Source organism: Planktotalea frisia, assembly GCF_001890925.1.
Taxonomy (GTDB): Bacteria; Pseudomonadota; Alphaproteobacteria; order Rhodobacterales; family Rhodobacteraceae; genus Planktotalea; species Planktotalea frisia.
Genome location: NZ_MLCB01000132.1, coordinates 1 through 23,208, shown reverse-complemented (window position 1 = coordinate 23,208; position 23,208 = coordinate 1). Strand labels below are relative to the sequence as shown.

Genomic DNA, 23,208 nt, shown 5'->3' with positions numbered 1-23,208 from the left:
GCTCGTGAGCCTCGCTTTTCTCTTTTTCACAAAGATCGCTCAGATCAATTCGGGATCAGGTCCGGAACGATCGTAACAATCGCGGGGAACATCCATAGAAGTCCCAAACCCGCAACTTGGATCAAAACGAAGGGTGCAACACCGCGATAGATATGACCTGTCGTGACCTCTTTGGGTGCAACGCCGCGCAAGTAGAACAGCGCGAAGCCAAAGGGCGGGGTCAGGAACGATGTCTGCAAATTCACCGCAATCATGATCGTTACCCACTTCGGGTCGAATGTGCCGCCATAAATCACAGGGCCGACGATGGGGATCACGATGTAGATGATCTCTAGGAAGTCGAGTACGAAACCCAGCACGAAAAGCACCAGCATCACGATCAAGAAGACCGTCAGCTCGTTGTCAAAGCTGCGCAAGAACTGTTGGATATAGTGCTCTCCACCAAACGAAATCACCACAAGGTTCAAAACCTGAGAACCAATGAGAATGGTGAAGACCATGCTCGTGACCTTCGCCGTTTCACGCACCACCGGTGGCAGGATGCCAGCGCGGTAAAGAACATAGCACGAGAAGAGCAAACCAAAGAACGCATAGAGCCAAGCCGTATAGGCAAAACCGAACGCGACCCATGTCTCAAAGCTTGGGCTGCCTTGGTTCACGCGCAGATCGAAGTTCACGCCAATCAGGATCATCAAGATCACCGCAAAGGTGGAGAAGATGACAACCTTACCTGACTTGTCCTCATCACGCAGACGACGATAGGCCGCCAGCATGATCGCACCCCCTGCACCAAGAGCCGCCGCAGGCGTTGGGTTGGTGATGCCCCCTAGGATAGAACCAAGCACAGCAACAATCAGAATGAGCGGCGGGAAAACCACGCGCAACAGTTCGTTCTTGGCCAGCATCAGTGCCGCATGGGTACAGCCATAGATCGCGATCACCCAAGGGATGAGCATCAAAACAACCGTCACACCCGGGCTGGTCGAAGGGCTGATGAACAAGATGTCCACCAACAGCCCCAACACAACACCAATCAATCCGATGTAAATCGGACGGTGATCCGCGCTTGGGCGCACACCGCGCGCAGTCGTCAGAACCAGAGCAAGGATGACCGCAAGGATCGCGATACCTGTCCCTATTGGCGCTGCTGCTGCTTCTTTCGCGGCAATCGCTGTTGCCAGCTCTTCTTCGGTGAGTTTCACGCTTTCTGCGACGCCACCTGCGGCTTCGATCTCGGCCGATTGTGTGATGGCAGAATCCCAAGCTTCTTGGCCGTGAAGTTCAATCATCGAAACTTGGCAATCCTCGCCCACATTCGTACGCAAGCTCGCGCTTTGTCCGATGTCAGAATAGCTATCCACTTGTATGCTTTGGCTGCCGACGATGTTGAGGTTGCTCATCAACATCAGACCAGCGATCAATGCGATGGGAACACCAAGGAACCACGTGAAGCCCTCTGAACGCGTGATGACTTCGCCGTTGCCAGAGCCCATTTCAACCGCTGGGGCCTTGGATGGATTCACCAGCGCATAGCCAAAAGCATAGAGCGCATAGAGCAGAGCAAGCAAGATTCCCGGCAAAAGTGCGGCTTGGAAAAGTGTCCCAACCGACAGAACGGCAGGTTGGCCTAAGTAGGTCAAAGCATCCGTACAGCCCGCTTCAATCGCGCGCGCTTCTTGCGCCGAAGAGTAGAGATCGCCAGCAAGCGTTCCGAGTAGAACAATAACGATGGAAGGTGGAATGATTTGCCCCAACGTACCAGAGGCCGCGATGACCCCTGTGGCAATCTCAGGCGAGTAATTGTTGCGCAACATCGTCGGCAAACTGAGCAAGCCCATGGTCACAACCGTTGCACCTACGATACCCGTAGAGGCTGCTAGGAACGCACCAACCACAACAACAGACACGGCCAAACCACCTGGCAGCGGTCCGAAAACCTTGGCCATGGTTGTAAGCAAATCATTCGCGATCTTGGAGCGTTCAAGCGTGATGCCCATAAGGACGAACATCAAAACCGCGAGGAGTGTTTCGATAGACTGGCCCGCAAGAACACGCTCGTTCATACGGTTCACAATGAACGAAACGTTGCGATCAAGTGCGAATTCCCAGCCGCGCGGAAACACTGCTTCTTCCATGCGCGGTAAGTCAGGGTATCGGAAGATCGATATGGCCTCGGGTTTGACCCCGGAATTGACCAGATCGGAATACATCACCGACCCTTTGTCGATCGCTTGGTGAATAAGCAACCCTGCCCCATCGAGCATCGCGATGATAACAAAGGATATTACGCCCGCACCACCAATTGCAAACGCAACTGGAAAGCCCGACAGGATCCCGCCAAAAAGGCAAAGGGCTACAATAATCAGGCCGACTTCAACGCCATCTAAACCGAAGAACATTAGTGTGTCCCCTCATAAGCTTCTTCGCCCTCACCGAGCGTGTCTTTGTCGAGGTACTTGCCCTCGCTTTCAGGTCCCTCTTTCCACTCAAGGTATGAGCGGTAGAAGAACGCGACGGCCTGCAAGAAGACGAGTGCTGCGAAAGTCACGAGCAAGATCTTGAAGAGGAAATAAGCGGTAAATCCGTTGGGTGAGAAACCAATGGTTTCCACGTTCCACTTGAGCAGCTTGGACTTGCGCATCAACAGATCGATGCTGTCAGACGCTGAAACCTTCGGCGTTACAAGGTGGCGCCACATGAAATACCAACCATACATCCAGATCAGGATCGCGCTCGGCATCATGAAGATGATGGATCCGACCATGTCGATGACTTTTTTGGACCGGTACTTTACCGCGGAATAGAAAAGGTCGACGCGCACGTGACTGCCTTGAACGAAAGTGTAGGTTACGCAAAGACAAACAACTAAGGCGTTGTAAAGCTTTAGTTCTTCCGCGAACCAGCTTATGTCGAACTGCAGCGGGATACCAAAGCCGAATGAGATATCAGGGCGCGTGAAGATACGCTGCATAAAGACGATAACGATCTGTTGGATCACCATCAAAAGACCTGCCCACGCAAAGAAGCGCCCAACAGTGTTCGCCATTCCCTCAAGGAAACGCACGGTGCCCCACATGATAGAATTGCGCCACATGCCGACGGCGGTCAGGATCAGGAATGCTGTAAACACAACAAAGAAGAATTCTTGCGAGCCACCATAGTAGATGAACCGCATCATGGATTGGCTGTTTGACCAATCCAGCCAGCTGGCTGGATGCGTAACGGCATAACCGAAGTTGTAAAATGCCATTCCGATGCTCTGAATGAACCAGAGCACGAAATCAGCAATCGCTGCGAGTGCTCCGCGAGATGCTTCGTCGTCCATTGCTATCCCCCTACTGTGTCGTCAAAGGCTGCGCTCTTTTAGTCTGCGCCGCTCGTTTTGATTTAGAATGAGAGCGGGCCTTCGCGCATATGCAAAAGCCCGCCCTCTATTATGTTGGCAAAGGTTTAGCCGTTGCCCAGAACGCGATCACGCTGTGCGACATAGAAGCCGTCAGACTTACCGATCCAGGAAGAAGACGCTGCCATGGACTCTTCGAAAGACTTACGTGTCTTCGCGAAGATTTCGTCGCCCATGTTCTCGTCCATGACTTCTGCGGACGCTTTACCAAACGCATCCCAAACATCGTCAGAGAACTGCAGAACTTTGACGCCCTGAGACTGAAGACGCGCAAGGGCTGCACCGTTGTTTGCAAGTGTCTCAGACAGCTGCAAATGCGTTGTCGCCATCGCAGCGTTCGAGATGATCGCCTGATGCTGTGGGGACAAGTCATTGTATACGTCAAGGTTCATACCAGCCGTCAAACCAGAACCTGGCTCGTGGAAGCCAGCCGCGTAGTAGACTTTCGCAACTTCTTGGAAGCCGGCGCGCTCGTCAGCCATTGGGCCAACCCACTCAAGACCGTCCAAAGCACCGGAAGACAGAGCTTGGTACAATTCGCCGCCCGGGATGTTCTGAACAGATGCGCCCAGCTTACCCAAAACTTTGCCACCAAGACCTGGCATACGGAACTTCAAACCGTTGAAGTCTGCCGCAGAGCCGATTTCTTTACGGAACCAACCACCAGACTGTGAACCGGAGTTACCCGCAAGGAAGGACTTCAAGTTGAAGATCTCGCCCAGCTCGGAGTGCAGCTCGTGGCCGCCGCCGTGGTGATACCAGTTTGTCAGTTCTTGTGCTGTGCCGCCGAATGGAACAGCTGTGAAATACGCATACGCAGGGTGCTGACCGATGAAGTAATAGTCCGCAGAGTGGTACATGTCAGCCTGACCGGAAGACACAGCGTCGAACACTTCAAGCGCGCCAACTAGCTCGCCTGGTGCTTTCTTGTCGATGGTCAACTGACCGTCAGACATAGCGCCAACCATTTCCTGCAGGTACGTTGCTGCGTCATCAAGAACAGCAAAGCCACGTGGCCAAGACTGAACCATTGTCAAAACGCGCTTGCCTTGTGCGTAAGCTGGAGCTGCGAGCGTTGCCGCGGCTGTAGCCGTGCCGCCAAGTGCGGATGTTTTTAGAAAAGAACGACGATCCATTTAGAATCCTCCCAATTGTAATGATGCGCAAAAGGGCAAGATTGATCAGCCCTCCCAGCGCGGATCGTTTCAAGTAAGCAAACCCTAACGAGCGATACGCGGAAGCGGAATACCAAGTAATGCGTAGGAAGCCGCATTTTTAGAGAAAGATTGCGCTAACAAGCCTGTTTTTTAAGCTTTTTAACAATCAGGCAAACCAATCATACTTGGATCACTTGCTCAATTCGCTTTGATTCGCCTTTGATTCGCCGCTAGCAGAGTGACATGACAAAACGCCGCTCACCTTCTTTAAGCTATCAACAAAAGCTCATCCTGCTCGGCACGGTCCCTCTAATACTGGCCGTTACGGCGATCTCTTTGATCGTCGCCTACCAATCGCGCCAGCTTGCAGAGCGCGAGATCGCAACACTTGAGCAGACTTTGATTGATGCCAAGAAAGACGAGTTGCGCAACTACGTCACCCAAGCGCGCAACGGGTTTTACTTTATCTATGGCAGTGCTCCACCCGATGATGAGAACGCCAAGCAACAAGTAAAACAGATCTTATCGGCGATGATCTACGGCGATGAGGGCAGTTTTTTCGTCTATCAATACGACGGCACCAATCTTGTCAGTCCGCGCGACACGCAGCTAATCAACGGTAATTGGAGCGGTTTGAGCGATCCCGAAGGCACCCCTGTGGTGGATGAGTTGATCCGCATCGCGCGCTCCGGTGCGGGATATCACAGCTATCTTTGGCCCAAACCATCGACTGGTGAACCCGCACGGATGATCACCTATGTGACTAGCTTCCCGAGCTGGCAATGGGCCGTCGGCACGGGTGTGTTTATCGACGATGTGATCGCCACTGTCGCGACCAGCCGCGCACAGGTAGAAGCACGCACACGTAAGACGTTTTTATACATTGGAGGCATCACCTTAGCGGCACTTCTTACAGTCTTTGGCTCGGGTCTTTTGCTTAACATTCGCGAGCGACGTTTGGCCGATACCAAACTCAAAGCCCTGACCCAACGTGTGTTTGACGCCCAAGAAGAAGAACGCGGGCGCGTGGCGCGAGAACTCCATGACGGGATCAGCCAAACGCTTGTGGGTATTCGCTACGCTTTGGATGTGACCCGCCGCCAGCTTGGACTGAACAAACGCGAAGTGCCAAAGACGCTGGACCAAGGGATTGAAGGGCTCGCCAGCGCTATCCAAGAAATTCGCAGCATCAGTCGCGATCTGCGCCCAGGTGTGCTCGATGATCTTGGCCTGGGTCCCGCTTTGAAAACGCTCACTGACGATTTTACTGCGCGCACGGGAATGACCTGTGCGTTTTCCACTGTTGTGTTCCGCAATCGTCTAGATGGGGATGCTAAAATTGCCCTCTACCGGGTCGCCCAAGAAGCGTTGACCAACATCGAACGTCACGCCGATGCAAGCCACGTTAAGATGTCTCTGCGCGGCGATCGCCGTGGCGCGGTCCTGACAATTGAAGACAACGGCCAAGGTTTAGAGGAAGGACGCAAACGCGCTGATGCCTCCCCGCGCGGCGGGATCGGGCTTCGCAATATGCAAGAACGAATGGAGCAGCTCAACGGCGCCTTTACTGTCATAAGCAGCAGTCAAGGCACCACTCTTGAAGCACGCGCACCACTCAGCCATATGTTGCCCCCAGAACCAGACAGCCGCAAAACACCGCAAGAAACAGAGGACGTACCCTCATGAACACACGCGTTGCTATCGTTGATGATCACCCAATGGTCGCAGAAGGCATCCGTGCCATTCTAGAAAGCTTTGAGGATATCGAAGTCGTTGCGACCTATTCCTCTGGCCAAGAGATCATCGACAATGCCGCGTCCCTTAGCCCCGATGTGATCCTGCTTGATCTGAATATGCCCGGGATGAACGGGCTAACGGTGATGGAAATCTTGCTCGAAACCCACCCCAAAATGCGGATTTTAGTGCTCAGCATGCATGACAGTCCCGAATATATCAGCACGGCCCTCAGCCACGGTGCGATGGGATATGTTCTAAAAGACGTCCCAACAGAGGAAATCAAAACAGCGATTGATACTGTAATGACCGGACAGCGCTACATGTGCACAGGCGCGAAAGGGTCGCTTGTGCCTGATGACGGCGCAGAAACGCGCGAGGCGCTAACGGGGCGCGAACAAACTGTCCTGTTGCAGCTTGCCAAAGGACGCTCAAATAAAGAAGTCGCCGCAGCACTCGATATCTCGGTGCGCACGGTGGAAACACATCGCAAAAACATCAAACGCAAGCTTGGAATTTCTTCGACCGCTGGTCTAACGCGCTACGCGATGGAACATGGCGTCTTGCAAGGTACAGGCGCGTTTCTTTGAGCCGCGTGATATTGCTGAACAAACCTTTCGGCGTGTTGTCTCAGTTCACAGACAAAGGCCTCGAAGGATCCAAGCGCCCGACCCTTTCTAGTTATGTTGACGTTCCAGAGGTTTATCCTGCTGGCCGATTGGATCGCGATAGCGAAGGGCTGCTGGTGCTAACAGGTGATGGACGGCTACAAGCGCAAATCGCCGACCCAAAGTTTAAGAAACCGAAGACCTATTTGGTGTTGGTCGAACGCATTCCTGACGAGGCGGCTCTGCAGTCTCTGCGCGATGGCATTGACTTAAAAGACGGCAAGACCCGCCCTGCCGAGGTCGCGCCTATTGATCCGCCTGAACTCTGGGAACGCGATCCCCCCGTGCGCTATCGTAAATCCGTGCCCGACTGCTGGATCAAACTTACGATCCGCGAAGGTCGCAACCGACAAGTACGCCGAATGACGGCCGCGGTCGGACATCCGACTTTGCGGCTTGTGCGCTGGTCCGTTGGGGAGTGGAGCTTGGACGGAATCGCAAGTGGTACATGGCGAGATGCGTGACGTGATCGATTTTTCTTGAAAAATAGCGCCCCATTTCCGCGTTATGTCGCCAAACACCCCTGCGCGCGCAATAAATGGAAAGAAAAAGCCGCTCAAATGGACACTTTTTCACAAAAGTGCTGTTGACGGCCTGTTTCAACACAAATAGTGTCCTTGGACGCAAAGAGGAGCGATCAGCAATGAACGACGTCGTCGTCATTCTATCAAGACAGCGCATGGAGCCATAAAGGCAGCCCGTGAGGGAACCCATGCGCCCCCGCCATTTGGACGGGGGCTTTTTTATGTGTAACGAAAATTGACAACGCCTTTTATATGGAGACAGGCGCATGGCCCAGAAAATGACCGGTGCGGAAATGGTAATCAAAGCTCTGAAGGATCAGGGCGTCGATACCGTCTTTGGATATCCAGGCGGCGCAGTCCTACCGATTTACGACGCTATCTTTCAGCAAAATGACATTCGTCACGTTTTGGCGCGACACGAGCAGGGTGCTGTGCATGCCGCAGAAGGCTATGCGCGCTCGACGGGCAAGCCCGGCGTGTGTCTCGTAACATCCGGCCCCGGTGCCACGAACGCTGTGACCGGTTTGACCGACGCTTTGATGGACAGCATTCCGATTGTTGTTTTGACGGGTCAGGTTCCAACATTCATGATCGGCTCTGATGCGTTTCAAGAAGCGGACACCGTCGGCATCACGCGCCCTTGCACCAAACATAACTGGCTGGTGAAAGAAACATCCGAGCTGTCGAGCACGCTGCACGAAGCGTTCCACGTTGCCACCACTGGTCGCCCCGGCCCTGTTCTAGTGGACATCCCAAAGGACGTGCAGTTCGCCACGGATGAATACACCCCCCCTGCGAAAGCCGATCTTGGCCATTATCAGCCACAAGTGAAGGGTGATCTGGAAACCATCAACGAGTTGGTGGAAGCCATCGAGAAAGCTGAACGCCCGATCTTTTACACTGGCGGCGGCGTGATCAACTCTGGCCCTGCGGCCAGCCAGCTTTTGCGCGAATTGGTTGATGCAACTGGCTTTCCAATCACCTCCACCTTGATGGGTCTGGGCTGTTATCCCGCGTCGGGCGACAAATGGCTGGGTATGCTCGGCATGCACGGGCTGTATGAAGCCAACATGGCGATGCACGGCTGCGATCTGATGATCAACATCGGTGCGCGCTTTGACGACCGCATCACCGGCGTGCTTGACGCTTTCAGCCCGAACAGCCGCAAAGCTCATATCGACATCGATCCATCCTCGATCAACAAAGTGATCCGCGTAGAGATGCCGATTGTTGGTGATGTAGGGCATGTTCTGGAAGATATGCTCAATGTTTGGAAAGCCCGTGGGCGCAAAACCAACTCTGGTGCCGTGAAAAAATGGTGGGGCCAGATTGACGAGTGGCGCCAAGTAGACTGTCTGAAGTTCGAGCAAAAAGGCAAGGTCATCAAACCTCAATACGCCCTCACGCGTCTTGAAGAACTGACCAAAAAGCATGATCGCTACATCTGTACCGAAGTTGGTCAGCACCAGATGTGGGCTGCGCAATACCTTGGCTTTGAGGATCCTAACCGCTGGATGACCTCTGGTGGCTTGGGCACGATGGGCTATGGTTTTCCAGCGTCCATCGGCGTGCAGATGGCGCACCCTGAAGCGTTGGTGATTAACGTCGCTGGCGAAGCGAGCTGGCTTATGAACATGCAAGAGCTGGGAACGGCGATGCAGTATCGCCTGCCAGTTAAGCAGTTCATCCTGAACAACGAACGGTTGGGCATGGTACGTCAGTGGCAGGAATTGCTCCACGGTGAGCGTTATTCTGAGAGCTGGTCCGACGCTTTGCCCGATTTTGTGAAATTGGCGGAAGCTTTTGGAGCGAAGGGTATTTTGTGCTCTGATCCGGATACGCTTGATGACGCGATCATGGAGATGATCACACACGACGGACCTGTTCTGTTCGACTGCCTCGTTGAGAAGCACGAAAACTGCTTCCCGATGATCCCGTCAGGCAAAGCGCATAATGAGATGCTTCTTGGCGAAGCGGACACACAAGGTGTGATCGACGCCAAAGGCTCTGTACTGGTATAAATTCGGACCGAGGGGCGTGCATCGCCCCTCCCCCTAAAGCTAATAAAGACCAAAGAAGGACACCCCATGTCACCTCTTAAAATCAAAAAAGGCGCGACAAGCCATTCAGCCTATAACCTGCGTCCGAATTTCTCTGATGTTCAGGAAAAGCACACGCTTGCTGTGATTGTCGATAATGAAGCAGGCGTACTTGCACGCGTGATTGGCCTGTTTGCTGGCCGTGGCTACAACATTGAGAGCCTGACCGTCGCTGAGATTGATCACTCAGGCAAGCTCAGCCGCATCACAATTGTAACGACTGGCACGCCGCAAGTCATCGAGCAGATCAAAGCTCAGCTGGGGCGCATTGTGCCTGTGCATCAGGTGAACGATCTCACGGTTGATGGACCTTCGGTCGAGCGCGAATTGGCGCTTTTCAAAGTCGAAGGCTCTGGCGACAAGCGCGTCGAAGCGCTGCGTTTGGCTGATATCTTCCGCGCAAATGTTGTGGATAGCACGCTGGAGAGCTTTGTGTTCGAGCTGACCGGTCCATCCGAAAAAATCGATGCGTTTGCAGACCTTATGCGGCCCTTGGGCCTAAGCGAACTCGCACGCACAGGCGTGGCAGCCCTGTCACGCGGCGCATAACGGCGCATACAGAAAGCAGCGTTGCATCTTGGCTATGCAGCGCTGCCAACAGACCCAAGCGTATTTCGTTGCTTGGCACGGGTAAAATTCAGCAGTTTTGAATTCTTAGGTGGCAAATTTGGCATAGCCTCTGCTTGTACTTTAACCGCGGACTCCATCACCGCTTTGATATCACCACAATACTGCTGTTCAATCTTGCGCGGATTATGCGCCATGCGAAGATTGCGGTGCTCTTCAAGATCAAATTGGATCAAGTCACCCTGATCCAATTTCTCAGCGCCCGACTCAACCTTTGCGGGTTGAGATAGAAATGCAAGCTCGCCATGGTCTTCACACCTGATAATTGCTTTGCTGTCATCAGCATCAGTCCAGATTACAACCCCAAGCATATTGCTCTCTCCTACAAACTCATCATAAGTATGCCTGACAAAACCGTTAACGCTAGGTAAAACGCAGCATCGTACGGGTGCAATTTGTGGTCACTTTTGATAACACTGACTCAAAAATGAGTCTGGCTTGACCGGATTTGTATAAATTAGGCATTATTTTAGCTTTTAGGCTTCATTACATTTGGATGAGCCATAGATTCGCGAGCGAGTGGCAAGTATGGACAAGACAATGAAGTCGGTCGCTATTCGCGCGCAATTTGGCAAAAACCTCAGGTTGTTGTGCGCTGATCATCCATCCGTGTCCGAAGTCTGTCGGCAACTCAATATCAACCGAGCCCAGTTCAATCGCTACTTGAATGGCGAGAGTTATCCACGTCCTGATATGCTTTCTCGGATCTGCAACTTCTTCAATACAGACACTCGCATTTTGACTGACCCTATGAGCAGCATCACCGCCCCTTCCAGCGACCTTATGAGCCATCCAGAGATCAGCGCGTTTACCGCTGTAAAGCAAACCTTGGTAAGCGAAGACGAGCTACCAAGTGGCTTTTATAAACTGTCACGCCAAAGCTTTATGTTCCCAGAGCGTTACATCACAGCTCTGCTGATGATCTATCGCAAGGATGGATGGACCTTTTTGAAAGGCTCCGAGGCGTTACAATCCCTAAGGGCGCAAAGTTTGCCCATGAGCCCAGAGATGCGCCAGTTCAAAGGCTATGTACAAAAGATAGAAGGCGGTTTCACTGCAATGGTGTCACGGCGCAATGCGTTGACCTTTACCTTCAATTTCATAAGCCCCGTCGCCTCCTTTGATCGAAACTTTTGGCAAGGCTATTCGACACGAACCGTGAATGAGTCGATCAACAGCAACCGTGTCACACGGATCGTTTATGAACACCTTGGCCCCTCGACCAAGCAGATTTTGCAAACAGCCCGTGGTGCCGGATTTTGCGAGTTTGATGACTTGCCGATCTATCACCAACGCTTGTTGCGCGTTGATGAACCGTTTGCCTAAACCGATATCGTCGCAGTGAGAAAAGTTGAGGTCGCTGTTGAGCATGTGACAATAGCTTTGCATCCTATGCTGGTCTCATCGCTTTAGGGAGGCTTTGCACATGACCGCTCACATCACAGATCTATCCGCCGTCCGTCGCCCTGTTAGCGAAGCGCAAGGACTCCCCAATCCGCACTACATCGATCCGGCAGTCTTTGAGGAAGAAAAACACGCCGTGTTGTTTTCCTCATGGGCGGGTCTTGGTGTCACAGCGGATGTACCTGAGGCTGGCGATGCGGTTCCGATTACTTTCCTTGGCATGCCCCTTTTGATCGTGCGTGACAAGAATGAGACCGTACGCGTCTTTCAGAACATATGTCGTCATCGCGGCATGATCCTTGTGGAAGAGCCGCGCAAAATTGAAGGGGCAATTCGCTGCCCTTATCATAGCTGGTGCTACGGCACAGATGGTCGCCTTGTTAGCACACCTCATGTTGGTGGCCCCGGACAAAACACCCATGCCAGCATCGATCGCGATTTGCTTGGGCTGATCGAAGTGCGCAGTCACATCTGGCGCAACGTCATCTGGATCAACATCGACGGCAAAGCCCTGCCCTTTGAAGAAGAAAATGCAGAACTCATTAAACGCTGGGCAGAATTCGACAAACCGCTTTTCCATGGCGGCGCAGACAGCCAATTTCAGCTCAAAGTCGACTGCAACTGGAAGCTCGCCGTCGAGAACTATTGCGAGAGTTATCACCTGCCTTGGGTACATCCGGGCTTGAACAGCTATTCGCGCCTTGAGGATCACTATCACATTGAAGAGCCAGATCTGTTTTCGGGCCAAGGCACCTTAGTATACCGCCAACTCAAAGGCGCAGAGGGACAAGTGTTTGAGGACTTCGAAGGCGTCGGCGCAAAATGGAATGAAGCCGCGGAATATATCAGTGCCTATCCAAACGTGCTGCTTGGTGTGCACCGAGACCATGCTTTTGCGATCATCTTAATCCCAGAATCCGAAGGCAAAACCGTCGAGAACATTCATCTGTACTACGCCACCCCCGAGACCGATGACGCGATGCGCGCCGCGAATACACAACAATGGAAACTGGTCTTTGAGGAAGATATTTTTGTCGTGCAAGGCATGCAAAAGGGTCGACATGCACAAGATTTCGACGGCGGTCGCTTCTCAGCGGTGATGGATAGCCCCACGCATTGTTTTCACGCTTGGGTCGCGGGCAAGATCGAAAATCACCGCGCGCAGGCTCAAGCAGCTGAATGAACACGCTTGATGCGCAATTGCTCAAGGCGCACGAGGACGATGATCGCCCTGCCCTCGTCGCGCTCTACCAAGAGGCCGCTAAAACAAGCAATACGGACGATGCGGCAGGTTTTTATCTAACCCATGCTTATATATTTGCCCTGGAACTAGGGCATGCTGATGCGCCCCTTTTGCATGCAACGCTCAAAGAGATGGGTCGCGAGGCTTAAGCTGTCTCTTCTGGCGCAATGCGGATTGCACTATAAAGGTGCCAACTTGCGTGTCCCAGCAGCGGTAGAGTGATCAAGATACCCAAGAACGCAGGGATCATGGACACAAACAAAAGCATAGCTATGAATATACCCCAGCCAAACATCGGCAAGAAGTTCGCCTGTACTTGTTGAAAGCTGGTGATCATCGCCGTCACGAAATCCACTTCGCGTTCAAGCATCAGAGGTAACGCAAACACCGTAATCATGAACAGCAATAGACAGATCAGCGCGCCCACGGCACTGCCAACGGCCAGCATCATCACCCCTTGTGGGGATAGCCATATCTCAAGGCTACTGTGAATATTGGTCATTTTAGAAAGCCCTAAAAACAGGGCAAAGATCATATGACCGATGAAAAACCAGAACAAAAAGATGAACACAATGATGGAGCAAAGCGATGGCAACTGTCGCTTACTTTGCTGCCATACGACGCCGAAGATGCTCGGATCCGTCATCGCCATCCTGTGCTCTGTGCGACGGCTCACTTCATACAGACCAGCCGCAGCAAAGGGGCCAAGCAAAGGAAAGCCGATCGCCGCTAGAACCAACCAGTAAGTCGTGTGGGTTTTAATCGTGATCCACGCCATCAACAGGCCGACGAGCACATAAAAACCCGCGAATAACAGCCCATATCTCGGATGCGCTCTAAAATCCTGCCACCCTTTTGACATGGAAATTTTAAAGTCTGACATCTGAACAGGTCTAAATTTTGGAACCCCGTGGACGGGCGAAAGAGGCATTTGCTTTCCTTCGTTTTGCTAACTTCGCAAGCGTTTCACTTACGAGTTAAGCACATCTAAGTCCGGTTTGCACAGTTTGAAATCACAAGCGTCATGCCAGCGCGCGCCAATTTTCAGCAATTTCGCATCGCTATGGCGCGGTCCAATGACCTGCATCCCCATCGGCAAACCACCCTCACCAAAGCCTGCTGGAATGTTAAGCGCAGGCACACCGACAAGGCTGGCGGGCACAACAACTTCCATCCAACGATGGTAAGTATCCATGCTGCGCCCCGCGATTTCGCGTGGGCTTGTCCACTCTTGCGGGAATGGCCAAACCTGTGCGGAGGGCAATATCAGCGCATCAAATTGGGTAAACAGCGCGTTCAGTTTGGTAAACCATTGCGTGCGGATGTTGCTCATTTTGTGAACCTCCATCGCGCTAAGCGCCATGCCTGTTTCGATCTCCCAGATTGCATCCTCTTTAAGCAGCGCGCGCGTCTCAGGATTCTCATAAAGCGCCAGCTTACCGCCTGCATTCGCCCACGCACGCAGCTTTACCCAAGCCTCCCAAATCTGCTCCGCTGGGAATGGCGGCGCGACTTTTTCCACGTTTGCACCGAGGGCTTCGAATTGCTTTAACGCATTCTGACAGGTGTCCAACACGCCCGCATCCATCGCGTAAGCGCCGCCCCAATCACCAAGCCACCCAAAGCGCATCCCTTTGATATCGCTGTCTAATTGATCGCCCGCAACTGATTGCTCAAAGCTATGGGGGTGGCGCGCATCAAAGCCAGCTTGTACATCCAAAAGCAGCGCCACATCGCGCGGAGTACGCCCCATTGGACCCGCTACAGCCAGTTGATGCGAAAACATATCGCCGGGCATATCAAGCGGCACGAGACCGTAGGTCGGTCTCAAACCATAGACGTTATTCCAAGCCGCCGGATTGCGCAGGCTGCCCATCATGTCAGAGCCATCTGCAAGCGCGATCATACCTGTTGCCAACGCGGCTGCCGCCCCTCCCGACGATCCGCCTGCCGATTTGCTCGGATCATATGGGTTAACAGTCGTGCCATGCACAGGGTTAAATGTATGCGAGCCAAGGCCAAACTCTGGCGTGTTGGTTTTGCCAATAACAATCGCACCAGCCGACTTCATGCGCGCAACAAACAAATCATCAGTCTGCGCAATATTGCCATTGAAGATAGGAGAGCCCATCGACGTATGCAGCCCTTGTGCATTAGCGAGATCTTTGATCGCGACCGGCAAGCCATGAAGCCGACCTTTGATATCGCTTGCATCAGCAGCTTTCGCATCGGCCAAACAAGCCTCTCGCGCGCGCGGCGACACGATCGCATTGACCGTGCCATTCACCTGATCGATGCGATCTAGTGACGCTTGAATCAACTCGACGCTGCTTAGTTCTTTTCGTGCTATTTTGCTGGCGAGATCACCGGCGCTCTGATCTAGAATATCGCTCATATTGCGCCCTCCCAAGCGACATTAGTCCTCGCCCTGCGCCTCCGCACGGCTCTTGCCCGATACGTTCATCGCCAATGTGGCACCCATGAAGCCATCAAGATCACCGTCCAAAACACCCTTGGTGTCAGAGGTTTCGTGATTGGTGCGCAAGTCTTTAACCATTTGATAGGGCTGCAAAACATAAGATCGAATTTGATTGCCCCAACCCGCGTCGCCAGCATTCTCATGCGCCTCGTTCACCAGTGCGGAACGTTTATCCAGCTCGATCTGGTAAAGGCGCGATTTCAAAGCTTTCATCGCGATATCGCGGTTCTGGTGCTGTGATTTCTCGGATGAGGTCACGACAATTCCAGTCGGTGCGTGGGTGATACGAACGGCAGAGTCTGTGGTGTTGACGTGCTGACCGCCCGCACCCGAAGAACGATAGGTGTCGATCCGAATATCGGACGGGTTTACTTCGATCTCGATGTTATCATCAACGACAGGATAGACCTTCACCGATGTGAACGACGTATGCCGCTTGGCAGCACTGTCGAAAGGCGAAATACGCACCAACCGATGCACGCCACTTTCAGACTTCAACCAGCCATAAGCATTGTGCCCAGAAATCTTGTACGCGGCGGATTTGATGCCCGCCTCTTCGCCCGCACTTTCGGATTGCAACTCGACTTTATAACCGCGCTTCTCGGCCCAACGCACGTACATACGCGCGAGCATTGACGCCCAATCGCAGCTTTCCGTGCCCCCCGCGCCAGAATTGATCTCAAGAAACGTGTCGTTGCTGTCGGCTTCACCATCGAGCAATGCTTCAAGCTCTTTCTCGCCTGCTTTTGTCGCAAGCGCTTTCAGTGCTTGCTCTGCTTCGGTGACGACCTCTTCATCGTCTTCCATTTCGCCGAGTTCAATCAATTCAATATTGTCGGATAATTCTTGCTTTATGGATGTATAAACGCCCATCGCATCAACCAAAGTTTGCCGTTCGCGCATCAGTTTTTGTGCTGCGTCAGCATCATTCCAAAGGTCTGGATCTTCTACACGCGCATTAAACTCTTCGAGACGGAATTCAGCCGTCTCCCAATCAAGTCGCTGCTTAAGCAACTCCAAAGATTTTTCAATCTCTTCAACCGTGTTCTGAGCGTCTGCGCGCATGGGACATCCCGTCTAAGTGGCTTACAAAAACGTGATAAACCAGCGCTCTGCCACTCACAAGGGTTGCTGCAATTAGTAAAGCCCGCCCGAACTCAAAGTTCCAAAAGTTGCCCTTGGACCCACCCCCGCTTTCTTGCCCGTCGATGTCGTCACCTGACGTGCAACTTGGCCATCCGGACGGATGAGCGACAGGTTGCTCCCCATCGCGAAACCACCGTCAAACGAGACACCAAAGATTGGCTCTTCGCCCTCACGGAAACATTCATTCACGACGTTGTCGCCAGACGCTCCACCAGACAAACGCGCACCAGAAAAGCGATCAATTTTGATGAACTGACAGCCCTCAGGCACGCGGAACTTGCTCGCGCCGTATTTCTTTGTCGCTTTTTTCATAAACTGGTTGAAAACAGGCCCACACATGCCGCCACCCGACGCGCCTTGCCCAAGGCTGCGCGGCGTATCGTAGCCAATGTAGCAACCTGCAACGATCCTGTTGGTGAACCCAACAAACCAAACATCTTTAGCGTCGTTTGTTGTACCCGTCTTTCCCGCTGTCGGCACACCAAGGTTAACTGTTTTGGACGCAGTTCCACGCTCAACCACGCCGCGCATCATGGATGTGAGCTGGTAAGCAGTTACCGCATTCATCACTCTTTCACGGTCAGACACGATCCGTGGGCTACGTGTCGGGGCGATCGCGGGGTCATTACAATCGGTGCAAATTCGCTCGTCATGTTTATAGACAGTTTTGCCGTATCGATCCTGCACTCGGTCCACCAGCGTAGGTTCCACACGCTCGCCGCCGTTTGCGAACATCGCGTAGGCTGCAACCATTTTGAACAAAGTCGTTTCTTGTGATCCAAGCGAGTTCGCAAGAACACGCAAAAAATCACCTTTTTCGTACACGCCAAATTTTTCAGCGTAGCTGCCAACCGTATCCATACCCACCTCTTTCGCGAGACGGATCGTCATCAAGTTACGCGAGCGTTCAATACCCGTTCGCAAAGGCGTCGGGCCATAGAAGGTTTTGGAAGCGTTTCGTGGCCGCCACAAACCTTGCGGCGTGTTAATCTCAATCGGCGCATCCACAACAATCGTTGCAGGTGTGTAACCGCTATCTAGCGCAGACGCGTAAACAAAAGGTTTGAAACTGGACCCTGGCTGGCGCTGCGCCTGAGTGGCACGGTTAAAGACCGAATGTTGGTAAGAAAAACCGCCCTGCATCGCAATAACGCGACCAGAGTTCACGTCCATCGCCATAAAACCGCCCTGCACTTCGGGCACTTGACGGATGGTCCAACGAATGAACGCACCATTGTCATCAGCGGTCATTTTGCCCACGTGCAAAACGTCGCCAACCTCTAGCAAATCACCGGCGACTTGAGCTTTTCGACCAAGCTTGCCGTCAGCCAAACGCTTGCGCGCCCACTGGACATCCTTTGCAGGGATCCAGTGTCCGTCGCCATCCTCTTGCACACCTTCAAGACCTACGCGAGCCTCGTTCGATCCGACCTCCAGAACCACGGCTGGATGCCATTTATTCTCAAGCGTGATATCACGCGCAATATTCACATCGCTCAACGCTGCGCGCCACGCCTCTTCACTACTTAGTTGTTCGCGCGCGATCTTTTTGCCAGTTCCGCGCCAAACCCCTTGGGATCGGTCATACCGCTCAAGGCCGCGACGCAGCGCATCGGCCGCTTCGGCTTGCATTTCAGGGTCGATCGTTGCGCGCACAGTCAAGCCACTGGTGAAGAACTCGCCTTCCCCAAAATCACGGCTCAATTGTCGACGAATTTCATCAGTGAAGTAGTCACGCGGTGGCAATGCGGATTTAAAGCTTTCAAAGTCGCCATTTTGCACAGAGCGCAGCGGCTGCTGCACTTCGCTTTGGTAAACGGCATCAGTGATATAGCCGTTTTCCATCATCTCTTTCAGCACAAAATCACGGCGTTGCTTCAAACGCTCTTTACGTCGCACAGGATGGAACTGGCTCGGCGCTTTGGGCATAGATGCGAGAAACGCAGCCTCGTGAGGGGCGAGTTCACCCATAGTTTTATTGAAATAGGTCTGTGACGCCGCCGCAAAACCAAAGCTGTTTTGGCCTAGGAATATCTCGTTCATGTAGAGTTCGAGGATTTCATCCTTGGTCAGCGTTTCTTCGATGCGTGTCGCGAGAATGATTTCTTTGATCTTTCGTTCGGCGCGACGTGATCCGTCCAGCAGAAAGTTCTTCATAACCTGCTGGGTAATCGTTGAAGCACCACGCACGTTTTGCCCACGCGACACCACAGCGTCCCGCAAGGCAGAGGCCATACCGCGCGTATCGTAACCGGCATGTGTGTAGAAATTCTTATCTTCCGCAGAAATCAGAGCTTGCTTGACCATATCGGGAATTTCATCTGCCGGTGCGAACAAACGACGCTCTTTCGCGAATTCGTCAATGATCTGCCCTTCGCCTGAATATATCCGCGAAATCGTCGGAGGTTTATACTGAGCAAGGCTTTCATGGCTCGGCAGATCGCGGCCATACATCCAGAAAATCGCACCGATGGTCAGCGCGACCATCATCAGCCCCATCGTCACAAGGGAAAAAATTGATCCAAAGAATGTTAATATTGCTCTGAGCACGTGTCGGCCCCCGTTTTTTATATGCAGTCTATACGCGTCGCGACCCAAATGGTCAAAACACATCCCACGCAGGAATAAGCAGCTTTTTGCGCATGCGCTTTGGTTGCGTCTGCCTCATCATTTTCGTCTTAGTTGTGCGTCGGCTGCATCGTTCAAAAGCCAGGCTTGAATGCCGTTGTGAATGCCGATCACCATTTTCATACGCCATTTCGGATCAGTCAGCTTGCTGAGATCATCTTTGCTCGACAAAAAGCCGACTTCGATCAGCACGGATGGAATATCCGGCGCTTTCAACACTGAAAAACCAGCTGATTGGATCGGGCGTTTATAGGTATGCCCCGCCTCAGTATTGATCCCGAGAATGATCCCGCGAGCAAGTGCTTCTGAACGCGGTTTATTTTCAAGCCGTGCCAGACCCATCAAAATCGCAGCGATTTCATCGTCTTGCCCGCTTAAATCAACGCCTGCGAGCAGATCGGCGCGGTTGTGACGTTCGGCCAAAGCAGCGGACGCGGCGTCGCTTGCCTCTTTGGAAAGTGTATAGACCGCAGCGCCATTCGCTTTCCCGCTGGCAAGGGCATCTGCATGAAAAGACACGAATAAATCAGCTTGTGCAGTGCGTGCGATCTTGACGCGTCTTTCGAGCGAGACGAACTCGTCCCCGTCCCGTGTCAAAACCACATTCACATCCCCAGAGCGCAGCAACGCATCACGGACTTCCTGCGCAAGCACAAACATCAAATCTGCTTCAGTTATCCCCCCGCTCACTGCACCAGGATCAATTCCCCCATGACCGGGATCCAGCACAATTGTGAGCGCGTCGGCTTTCACTTGCGCTTTGCTCTGCGACACGCTTGGCTTTAGCCTGTCCCATTCAGGATCGCTCGGCGCACCGGATTTTTGTTCAAATTCATCCATATCCGCGAGCTGCATCGCGATGCTTAATAGCGCGACGCCAGAGCTTGCATCAACGCGAAGCCCCGCATGCGCAACGATTTGCGGCTTTGGTAGATCAAGCACCAAACGAGACCAGCCAGGGCGCACGGCTCCGAAACGTAGTGCGTTGGAATTACTTTGCGGTAACAACGACTTGGCGTCGACACCAGTATAATCAATTTCGCGAAAATCAAGTACGAGACGCGCAGGCTCGGTCAAGGTGTAGACGCGGTATGGCACGCCCTGGCTTAAACTTAGGTTAACCTGAAATGCCCCGCCTTGAGTTGTTATTTGACTTTCGCTGACATCGAGACGCGCAAGTGCTGTGAACGGCTGCGCATATGCAGTCGCAACGGCACCCAAAAGTGCCCAAAGGGCAAAAATCACTACTCTTATCATCGGCCTGTTTCCGGCTCATTTCATGAAAATACTATAGGCGCAGCAAGCGTGACACGGAACCGTTAATTTTGATCAAACGCAGACGTGATATCGTAGCCGTAAAGCCAATCAAATTGCTTGAGCATAACACTGGGTGCGATGCGACTGCCCAGCCCAAGCGCCATATGAGCGGCCAAGCGCACAGGTCCACGCGGTAGATGATAGCGCCACGCGTTGTTGTTCGCCGCTTCGATCACTTTGCGCACGCGCGGCTTTCGGATTGTTTCATAGTGCAGCAAGGCCGAATTCAAATCAGGCGTGCGCAGTAAACAAGCGCAAAGCGCCCAAGCGTCTTCCAAAGCCATATTCGCGCCTTGCGCCAGAAAAGGAAGCGTCGGATGCGCCGCGTCACCAAGCAGGACACACGCTTGCCCGTACCAATGATCCGCGACAGGATGGCGAAAGAGCCCCCAAAGATTAACGTCCTCGACGCGCTCAAGCATTTTTCGCACGCTTGGCGCGGCACCATTGAACACAGCACGTAGGTTGTCAGGATCATCGCGGTGTGACCAACCTTCATCGCTCCATTCGCTACGTTCCTGCACCGCAACAAGGTTCACCATTTCACCGCCGCGCAATGGGTAGCTCACAATATGGCTGCGCGGAGCCATGTGAACCTGCACATCACGCTGACGGTTATCGACATTCGAAACCAGAGCGCGCCAAGCAACTTGGCCCGTAAAAAACGGCTCTGTCTTTGAATTCAATGAACCTCGCAGGACGCTGTGTAACCCGCCCGCATCAATCACCAGATCGCTTCGGTTCGACGTTCCATCCGCAAAACGCACGGTTGCAGGCACCCCCGGCTCGATCGCAACAACGCTCTGTGCAAGCTTCACCGCGACACCCGCGTCGAGCGCCGCCGTGTATAACAAGTCAATCAAATCAGCGCGGTGTACGAAATGATATCGCTGATCGTTTGGCAGTCTGTTCAAATCAAGCCGCGCAACTTCATAGTCGCTTTCAGCTCTTCGCAAGCTCACAGCCTGCCCTTGGCTTGAATGCTGGCTCAGTCGCTCTTCCAACCCGAGCGCGCGCAACACCCGTAGACCGTTGGGGCTAACCTGCAGCCCTGCCCCAACTTCCGCAATTTGCGCGGCTTGCTCAATTACAGTTACCTGCATGCCACTTTGAGCGAGCGCAGTCGCGACAGCGAGACCGCCGATCCCACCACCCACGACACTTATGCTTAGATGCTTATCCATACATTAACATGTGCAAATAAAAACGCCGAAGCGAAAGCCCCGGCGTTCTAGAATTCAACGATATGCCTGCGATTAGTCGTCGCGATGCACCTTCTCGCGGCGCTCGTGACGCTCTTGCGCCTCAAGGCTCATGGTTGCGATCGGGCGCGCATCAAGGCGTTTCAAGGAAATTGGGTCACCCGTTACAATGCAATAGCCAAACTCACCGTCGTCGATCCGGCGCAACGCAGAATCAATCTTGGCCACTAATTTACGCTGGCGATCACGTGTTCGCAGTTCAAGCGAGCGGTCCGTTTCTTCGCTAGATCGGTCGATCACGTCAGGAATATTGCGTGTCCCGTCTTGCAAAGTCTCGATAGTGTCGCGTCCATCAGAGAGCAATTCATCGCGCCAATCTGTCAATTTTTTGCGAAAATACTCTGTCTGCCGTTCGTTCATAAATGGTTCATCTTCGGCCGGACGATAGTCATCCGGCAAAAATACTTCAGCTTTCATGTCGTCGTTCCCCTTGCGGCCATCATCCATGGGTAAATTCCTTTGATTTCTGGCTACGTTGGGCGCGATTTACCCTAAGGGAGCAGTGTTGTCACTACCGAATAAACTCACATTGCGGCGATATTTTGTGCGCTATAAGGTGACTCAATTCATTGGTTTAGGGAAAGAGCACAGATGAAATTCAACGGAACGCAGGACTACGTGGCTACAGACGACCTCACAATCGCGGTGAATGCGGCTGTGACTTTGGAACGGCCCCTTTTGGTTAAGGGCGAGCCCGGTACAGGTAAAACCGAACTTGCGCGGCAAGTTGCGACAGGCCTTGGCTTGCGGATGATCGAGTGGAACATCAAATCGACGACTAAAGCACAGCAAGGTCTTTATGAGTACGATGCAGTCAGCCGTCTGCGTGATAGCCAACTCGGCGAAGAACGTGTTCATGATGTGGCGAACTACATACGCAAGGGCAAGTTGTGGGAAGCGTTTGAAGCGGGCGAGAAAGTCGTTTTGCTGATCGACGAAATCGACAAAGCCGACATCGAATTTCCAAATGACTTGCTGCAAGAACTCGATCGCATGGAGTTCTATGTTTATGAGACCGGCGCGACCATCAAAGCGGAAAATCGCCCCATTGTGATCATCACATCCAACAATGAAAAAGAGCTGCCAGATGCGTTCCTGCGACGCTGCTTCTTTCACTACATCCGCTTTCCTGAGCCTGACGTCATGCGCAAGATCGTTGAAGTCCATCACCCCGGCATCAAAGAAGCCTTGCTCACCACCGCTTTGACGCAGTTTTATGATATAAGAGAGCAACAAGGTCTCAAGAAAAAGCCATCCACTTCTGAAGTGCTCGACTGGTTGAAACTGCTTTTGGCAGAGGATCTTACACCCGAAGATCTAAAACGTGACGGCGCGAGTGCGCTTCCAAAATTGCACGGCGCATTGCTCAAAAACGAACAGGATGTACATTTGTTTGAACGGTTGGCCTTCATGGCCCGTCGCGGCTGAAAAAGTTGTTATACACAGAGTCCTCGAGCACCCGACTTTTGACGGGTTGACGTCTGACCGTAGAACGATTCAGCTAACCGCATGATCCG

At 52.9% G+C, this 23,208-nt stretch carries 20 protein-coding genes; 9 read left to right on the top strand and 11 right to left on the bottom strand.

Annotation, left to right across the window (positions count from 1 at the left end):
- Positions 1-44 precede the first annotated feature (44 nt).
- The 3 genes from PFRI_RS10010 to PFRI_RS10000 form a co-directional block, all read right to left on the bottom strand.
- Complete coding sequence (locus tag PFRI_RS10010; RefSeq protein WP_072630568.1) at positions 45-2,399, bottom strand: TRAP transporter large permease; 2,355 nt, start codon at positions 2,397-2,399, stop codon at positions 45-47.
- Positions 2,399-3,325: a TRAP transporter small permease subunit gene (locus PFRI_RS10005; protein ID WP_072630567.1), complete on the bottom strand. Its 927-nt coding sequence runs from the start codon at positions 3,323-3,325 to the stop codon at positions 2,399-2,401. Before PFRI_RS10005 ends, PFRI_RS10010 begins: the two co-directional genes overlap by 1 nt.
- 125 nt (positions 3,326-3,450) lie before the next feature.
- A complete protein-coding gene (locus PFRI_RS10000; protein ID WP_072630566.1) occupies positions 3,451-4,539 on the bottom strand; it encodes a TRAP transporter substrate-binding protein in 1,089 nt (362 codons plus the stop codon).
- A 264-nt stretch (positions 4,540-4,803) separates the two neighbouring features.
- On the opposite strand from PFRI_RS10000, the gene PFRI_RS09995 reads away from it, so the two are divergent.
- The 5 genes from PFRI_RS09995 to ilvN all read left to right on the top strand — a co-directional run bounded on the left by PFRI_RS09995 (position 4,804) and on the right by ilvN (position 10,134).
- The gene (locus tag PFRI_RS09995; RefSeq protein ID WP_072630565.1) at positions 4,804-6,246 is read left to right on the top strand and encodes a cache domain-containing protein; all 1,443 of its coding nucleotides are present in this window, start codon (positions 4,804-4,806) and stop codon (positions 6,244-6,246) included.
- A complete protein-coding gene (locus PFRI_RS09990; protein ID WP_072630564.1) occupies positions 6,243-6,884 on the top strand; it encodes a response regulator transcription factor in 642 nt (213 codons plus the stop codon). Before PFRI_RS09995 ends, PFRI_RS09990 begins: the two co-directional genes overlap by 4 nt.
- The gene (locus tag PFRI_RS09985) at positions 6,881-7,426 is read left to right on the top strand and encodes a pseudouridine synthase (RefSeq protein WP_072630563.1); all 546 of its coding nucleotides are present in this window, start codon (positions 6,881-6,883) and stop codon (positions 7,424-7,426) included. Before PFRI_RS09990 ends, PFRI_RS09985 begins: the two co-directional genes overlap by 4 nt.
- 326 nt (positions 7,427-7,752) lie before the next feature.
- Positions 7,753-9,507, top strand: a complete 1,755-nt coding sequence (locus tag PFRI_RS09980; protein ID WP_072630562.1) for an acetolactate synthase 3 large subunit — start codon at positions 7,753-7,755, stop codon at positions 9,505-9,507.
- Between the two features lie 66 nt (positions 9,508-9,573).
- Positions 9,574-10,134, top strand: a complete 561-nt coding sequence (gene ilvN, locus PFRI_RS09975) for an acetolactate synthase small subunit (RefSeq protein ID WP_072630561.1) — start codon at positions 9,574-9,576, stop codon at positions 10,132-10,134.
- 32 nt (positions 10,135-10,166) lie between these two features.
- Here the strand turns inward: ilvN and PFRI_RS09970 are convergent, their stop codons facing one another.
- On the bottom strand, positions 10,167-10,523 hold the full coding sequence (locus PFRI_RS09970; protein WP_072630560.1) for a S1 domain-containing protein: 357 nt from the start codon (positions 10,521-10,523) through the stop codon (positions 10,167-10,169).
- Positions 10,524-10,740: 217 nt separating this feature from the next.
- Here PFRI_RS09970 and PFRI_RS09965 point away from each other — a divergent pair, with 217 nt between their 5' ends.
- From PFRI_RS09965 to PFRI_RS09955, 3 genes are all read left to right on the top strand, one after another.
- Complete coding sequence (locus PFRI_RS09965) at positions 10,741-11,538, top strand: helix-turn-helix domain-containing protein (protein WP_072630559.1); 798 nt, start codon at positions 10,741-10,743, stop codon at positions 11,536-11,538.
- 100 nt (positions 11,539-11,638) lie between these two features.
- Entirely contained in the window at positions 11,639-12,799 is a 1,161-nt protein-coding gene (locus PFRI_RS09960) for an aromatic ring-hydroxylating oxygenase subunit alpha (protein WP_072630558.1), read from the top strand.
- Entirely contained in the window at positions 12,796-13,008 is a 213-nt protein-coding gene (locus tag PFRI_RS09955; RefSeq protein ID WP_072630557.1) for a hypothetical protein, read from the top strand. The genes PFRI_RS09960 and PFRI_RS09955 overlap by 4 nt, the downstream gene beginning before the upstream one ends.
- Here PFRI_RS09955 and PFRI_RS09950 read toward each other — a convergent pair.
- From PFRI_RS09950 to dksA, 7 genes are all read right to left on the bottom strand, one after another.
- Entirely contained in the window at positions 13,005-13,742 is a 738-nt protein-coding gene (locus PFRI_RS09950; RefSeq protein WP_245812337.1) for a DUF2189 domain-containing protein, read from the bottom strand. The genes PFRI_RS09955 and PFRI_RS09950 overlap by 4 nt on opposite strands.
- Before the next feature lie 87 nt (positions 13,743-13,829).
- Positions 13,830-15,254, bottom strand: a complete 1,425-nt coding sequence (locus PFRI_RS09945; protein ID WP_072630555.1) for an amidase — start codon at positions 15,252-15,254, stop codon at positions 13,830-13,832.
- Between the two features lie 21 nt (positions 15,255-15,275).
- Complete coding sequence (gene prfB, locus PFRI_RS09940) at positions 15,276-16,403, bottom strand: peptide chain release factor 2 (protein WP_072630554.1); 1,128 nt, start codon at positions 16,401-16,403, stop codon at positions 15,276-15,278.
- Positions 16,404-16,475: 72 nt separating this feature from the next.
- The gene (locus PFRI_RS09935; protein ID WP_072630585.1) at positions 16,476-19,034 is read right to left on the bottom strand and encodes a penicillin-binding protein 1A; all 2,559 of its coding nucleotides are present in this window, start codon (positions 19,032-19,034) and stop codon (positions 16,476-16,478) included.
- A gap of 117 nt (positions 19,035-19,151) precedes the next feature.
- Entirely contained in the window at positions 19,152-20,369 is a 1,218-nt protein-coding gene (locus tag PFRI_RS09930; protein WP_072630553.1) for an N-acetylmuramoyl-L-alanine amidase, read from the bottom strand.
- Positions 20,370-20,431: 62 nt separating this feature from the next.
- Positions 20,432-21,613, bottom strand: coding sequence for an FAD-dependent monooxygenase (locus PFRI_RS09925; protein WP_072630552.1), 1,182 nt, complete (start codon positions 21,611-21,613; stop codon positions 20,432-20,434).
- A gap of 72 nt (positions 21,614-21,685) precedes the next feature.
- Complete coding sequence (dksA, locus tag PFRI_RS09920) at positions 21,686-22,108, bottom strand: RNA polymerase-binding protein DksA (RefSeq protein WP_072630584.1); 423 nt, start codon at positions 22,106-22,108, stop codon at positions 21,686-21,688.
- Positions 22,109-22,282: 174 nt separating this feature from the next.
- Between dksA and PFRI_RS09915 the strand changes: the two genes are divergently transcribed.
- Positions 22,283-23,119, top strand: coding sequence for an AAA family ATPase (locus PFRI_RS09915; protein WP_072630551.1), 837 nt, complete (start codon positions 22,283-22,285; stop codon positions 23,117-23,119).
- The last annotated feature ends 89 nt before the right edge of the window (positions 23,120-23,208 follow it).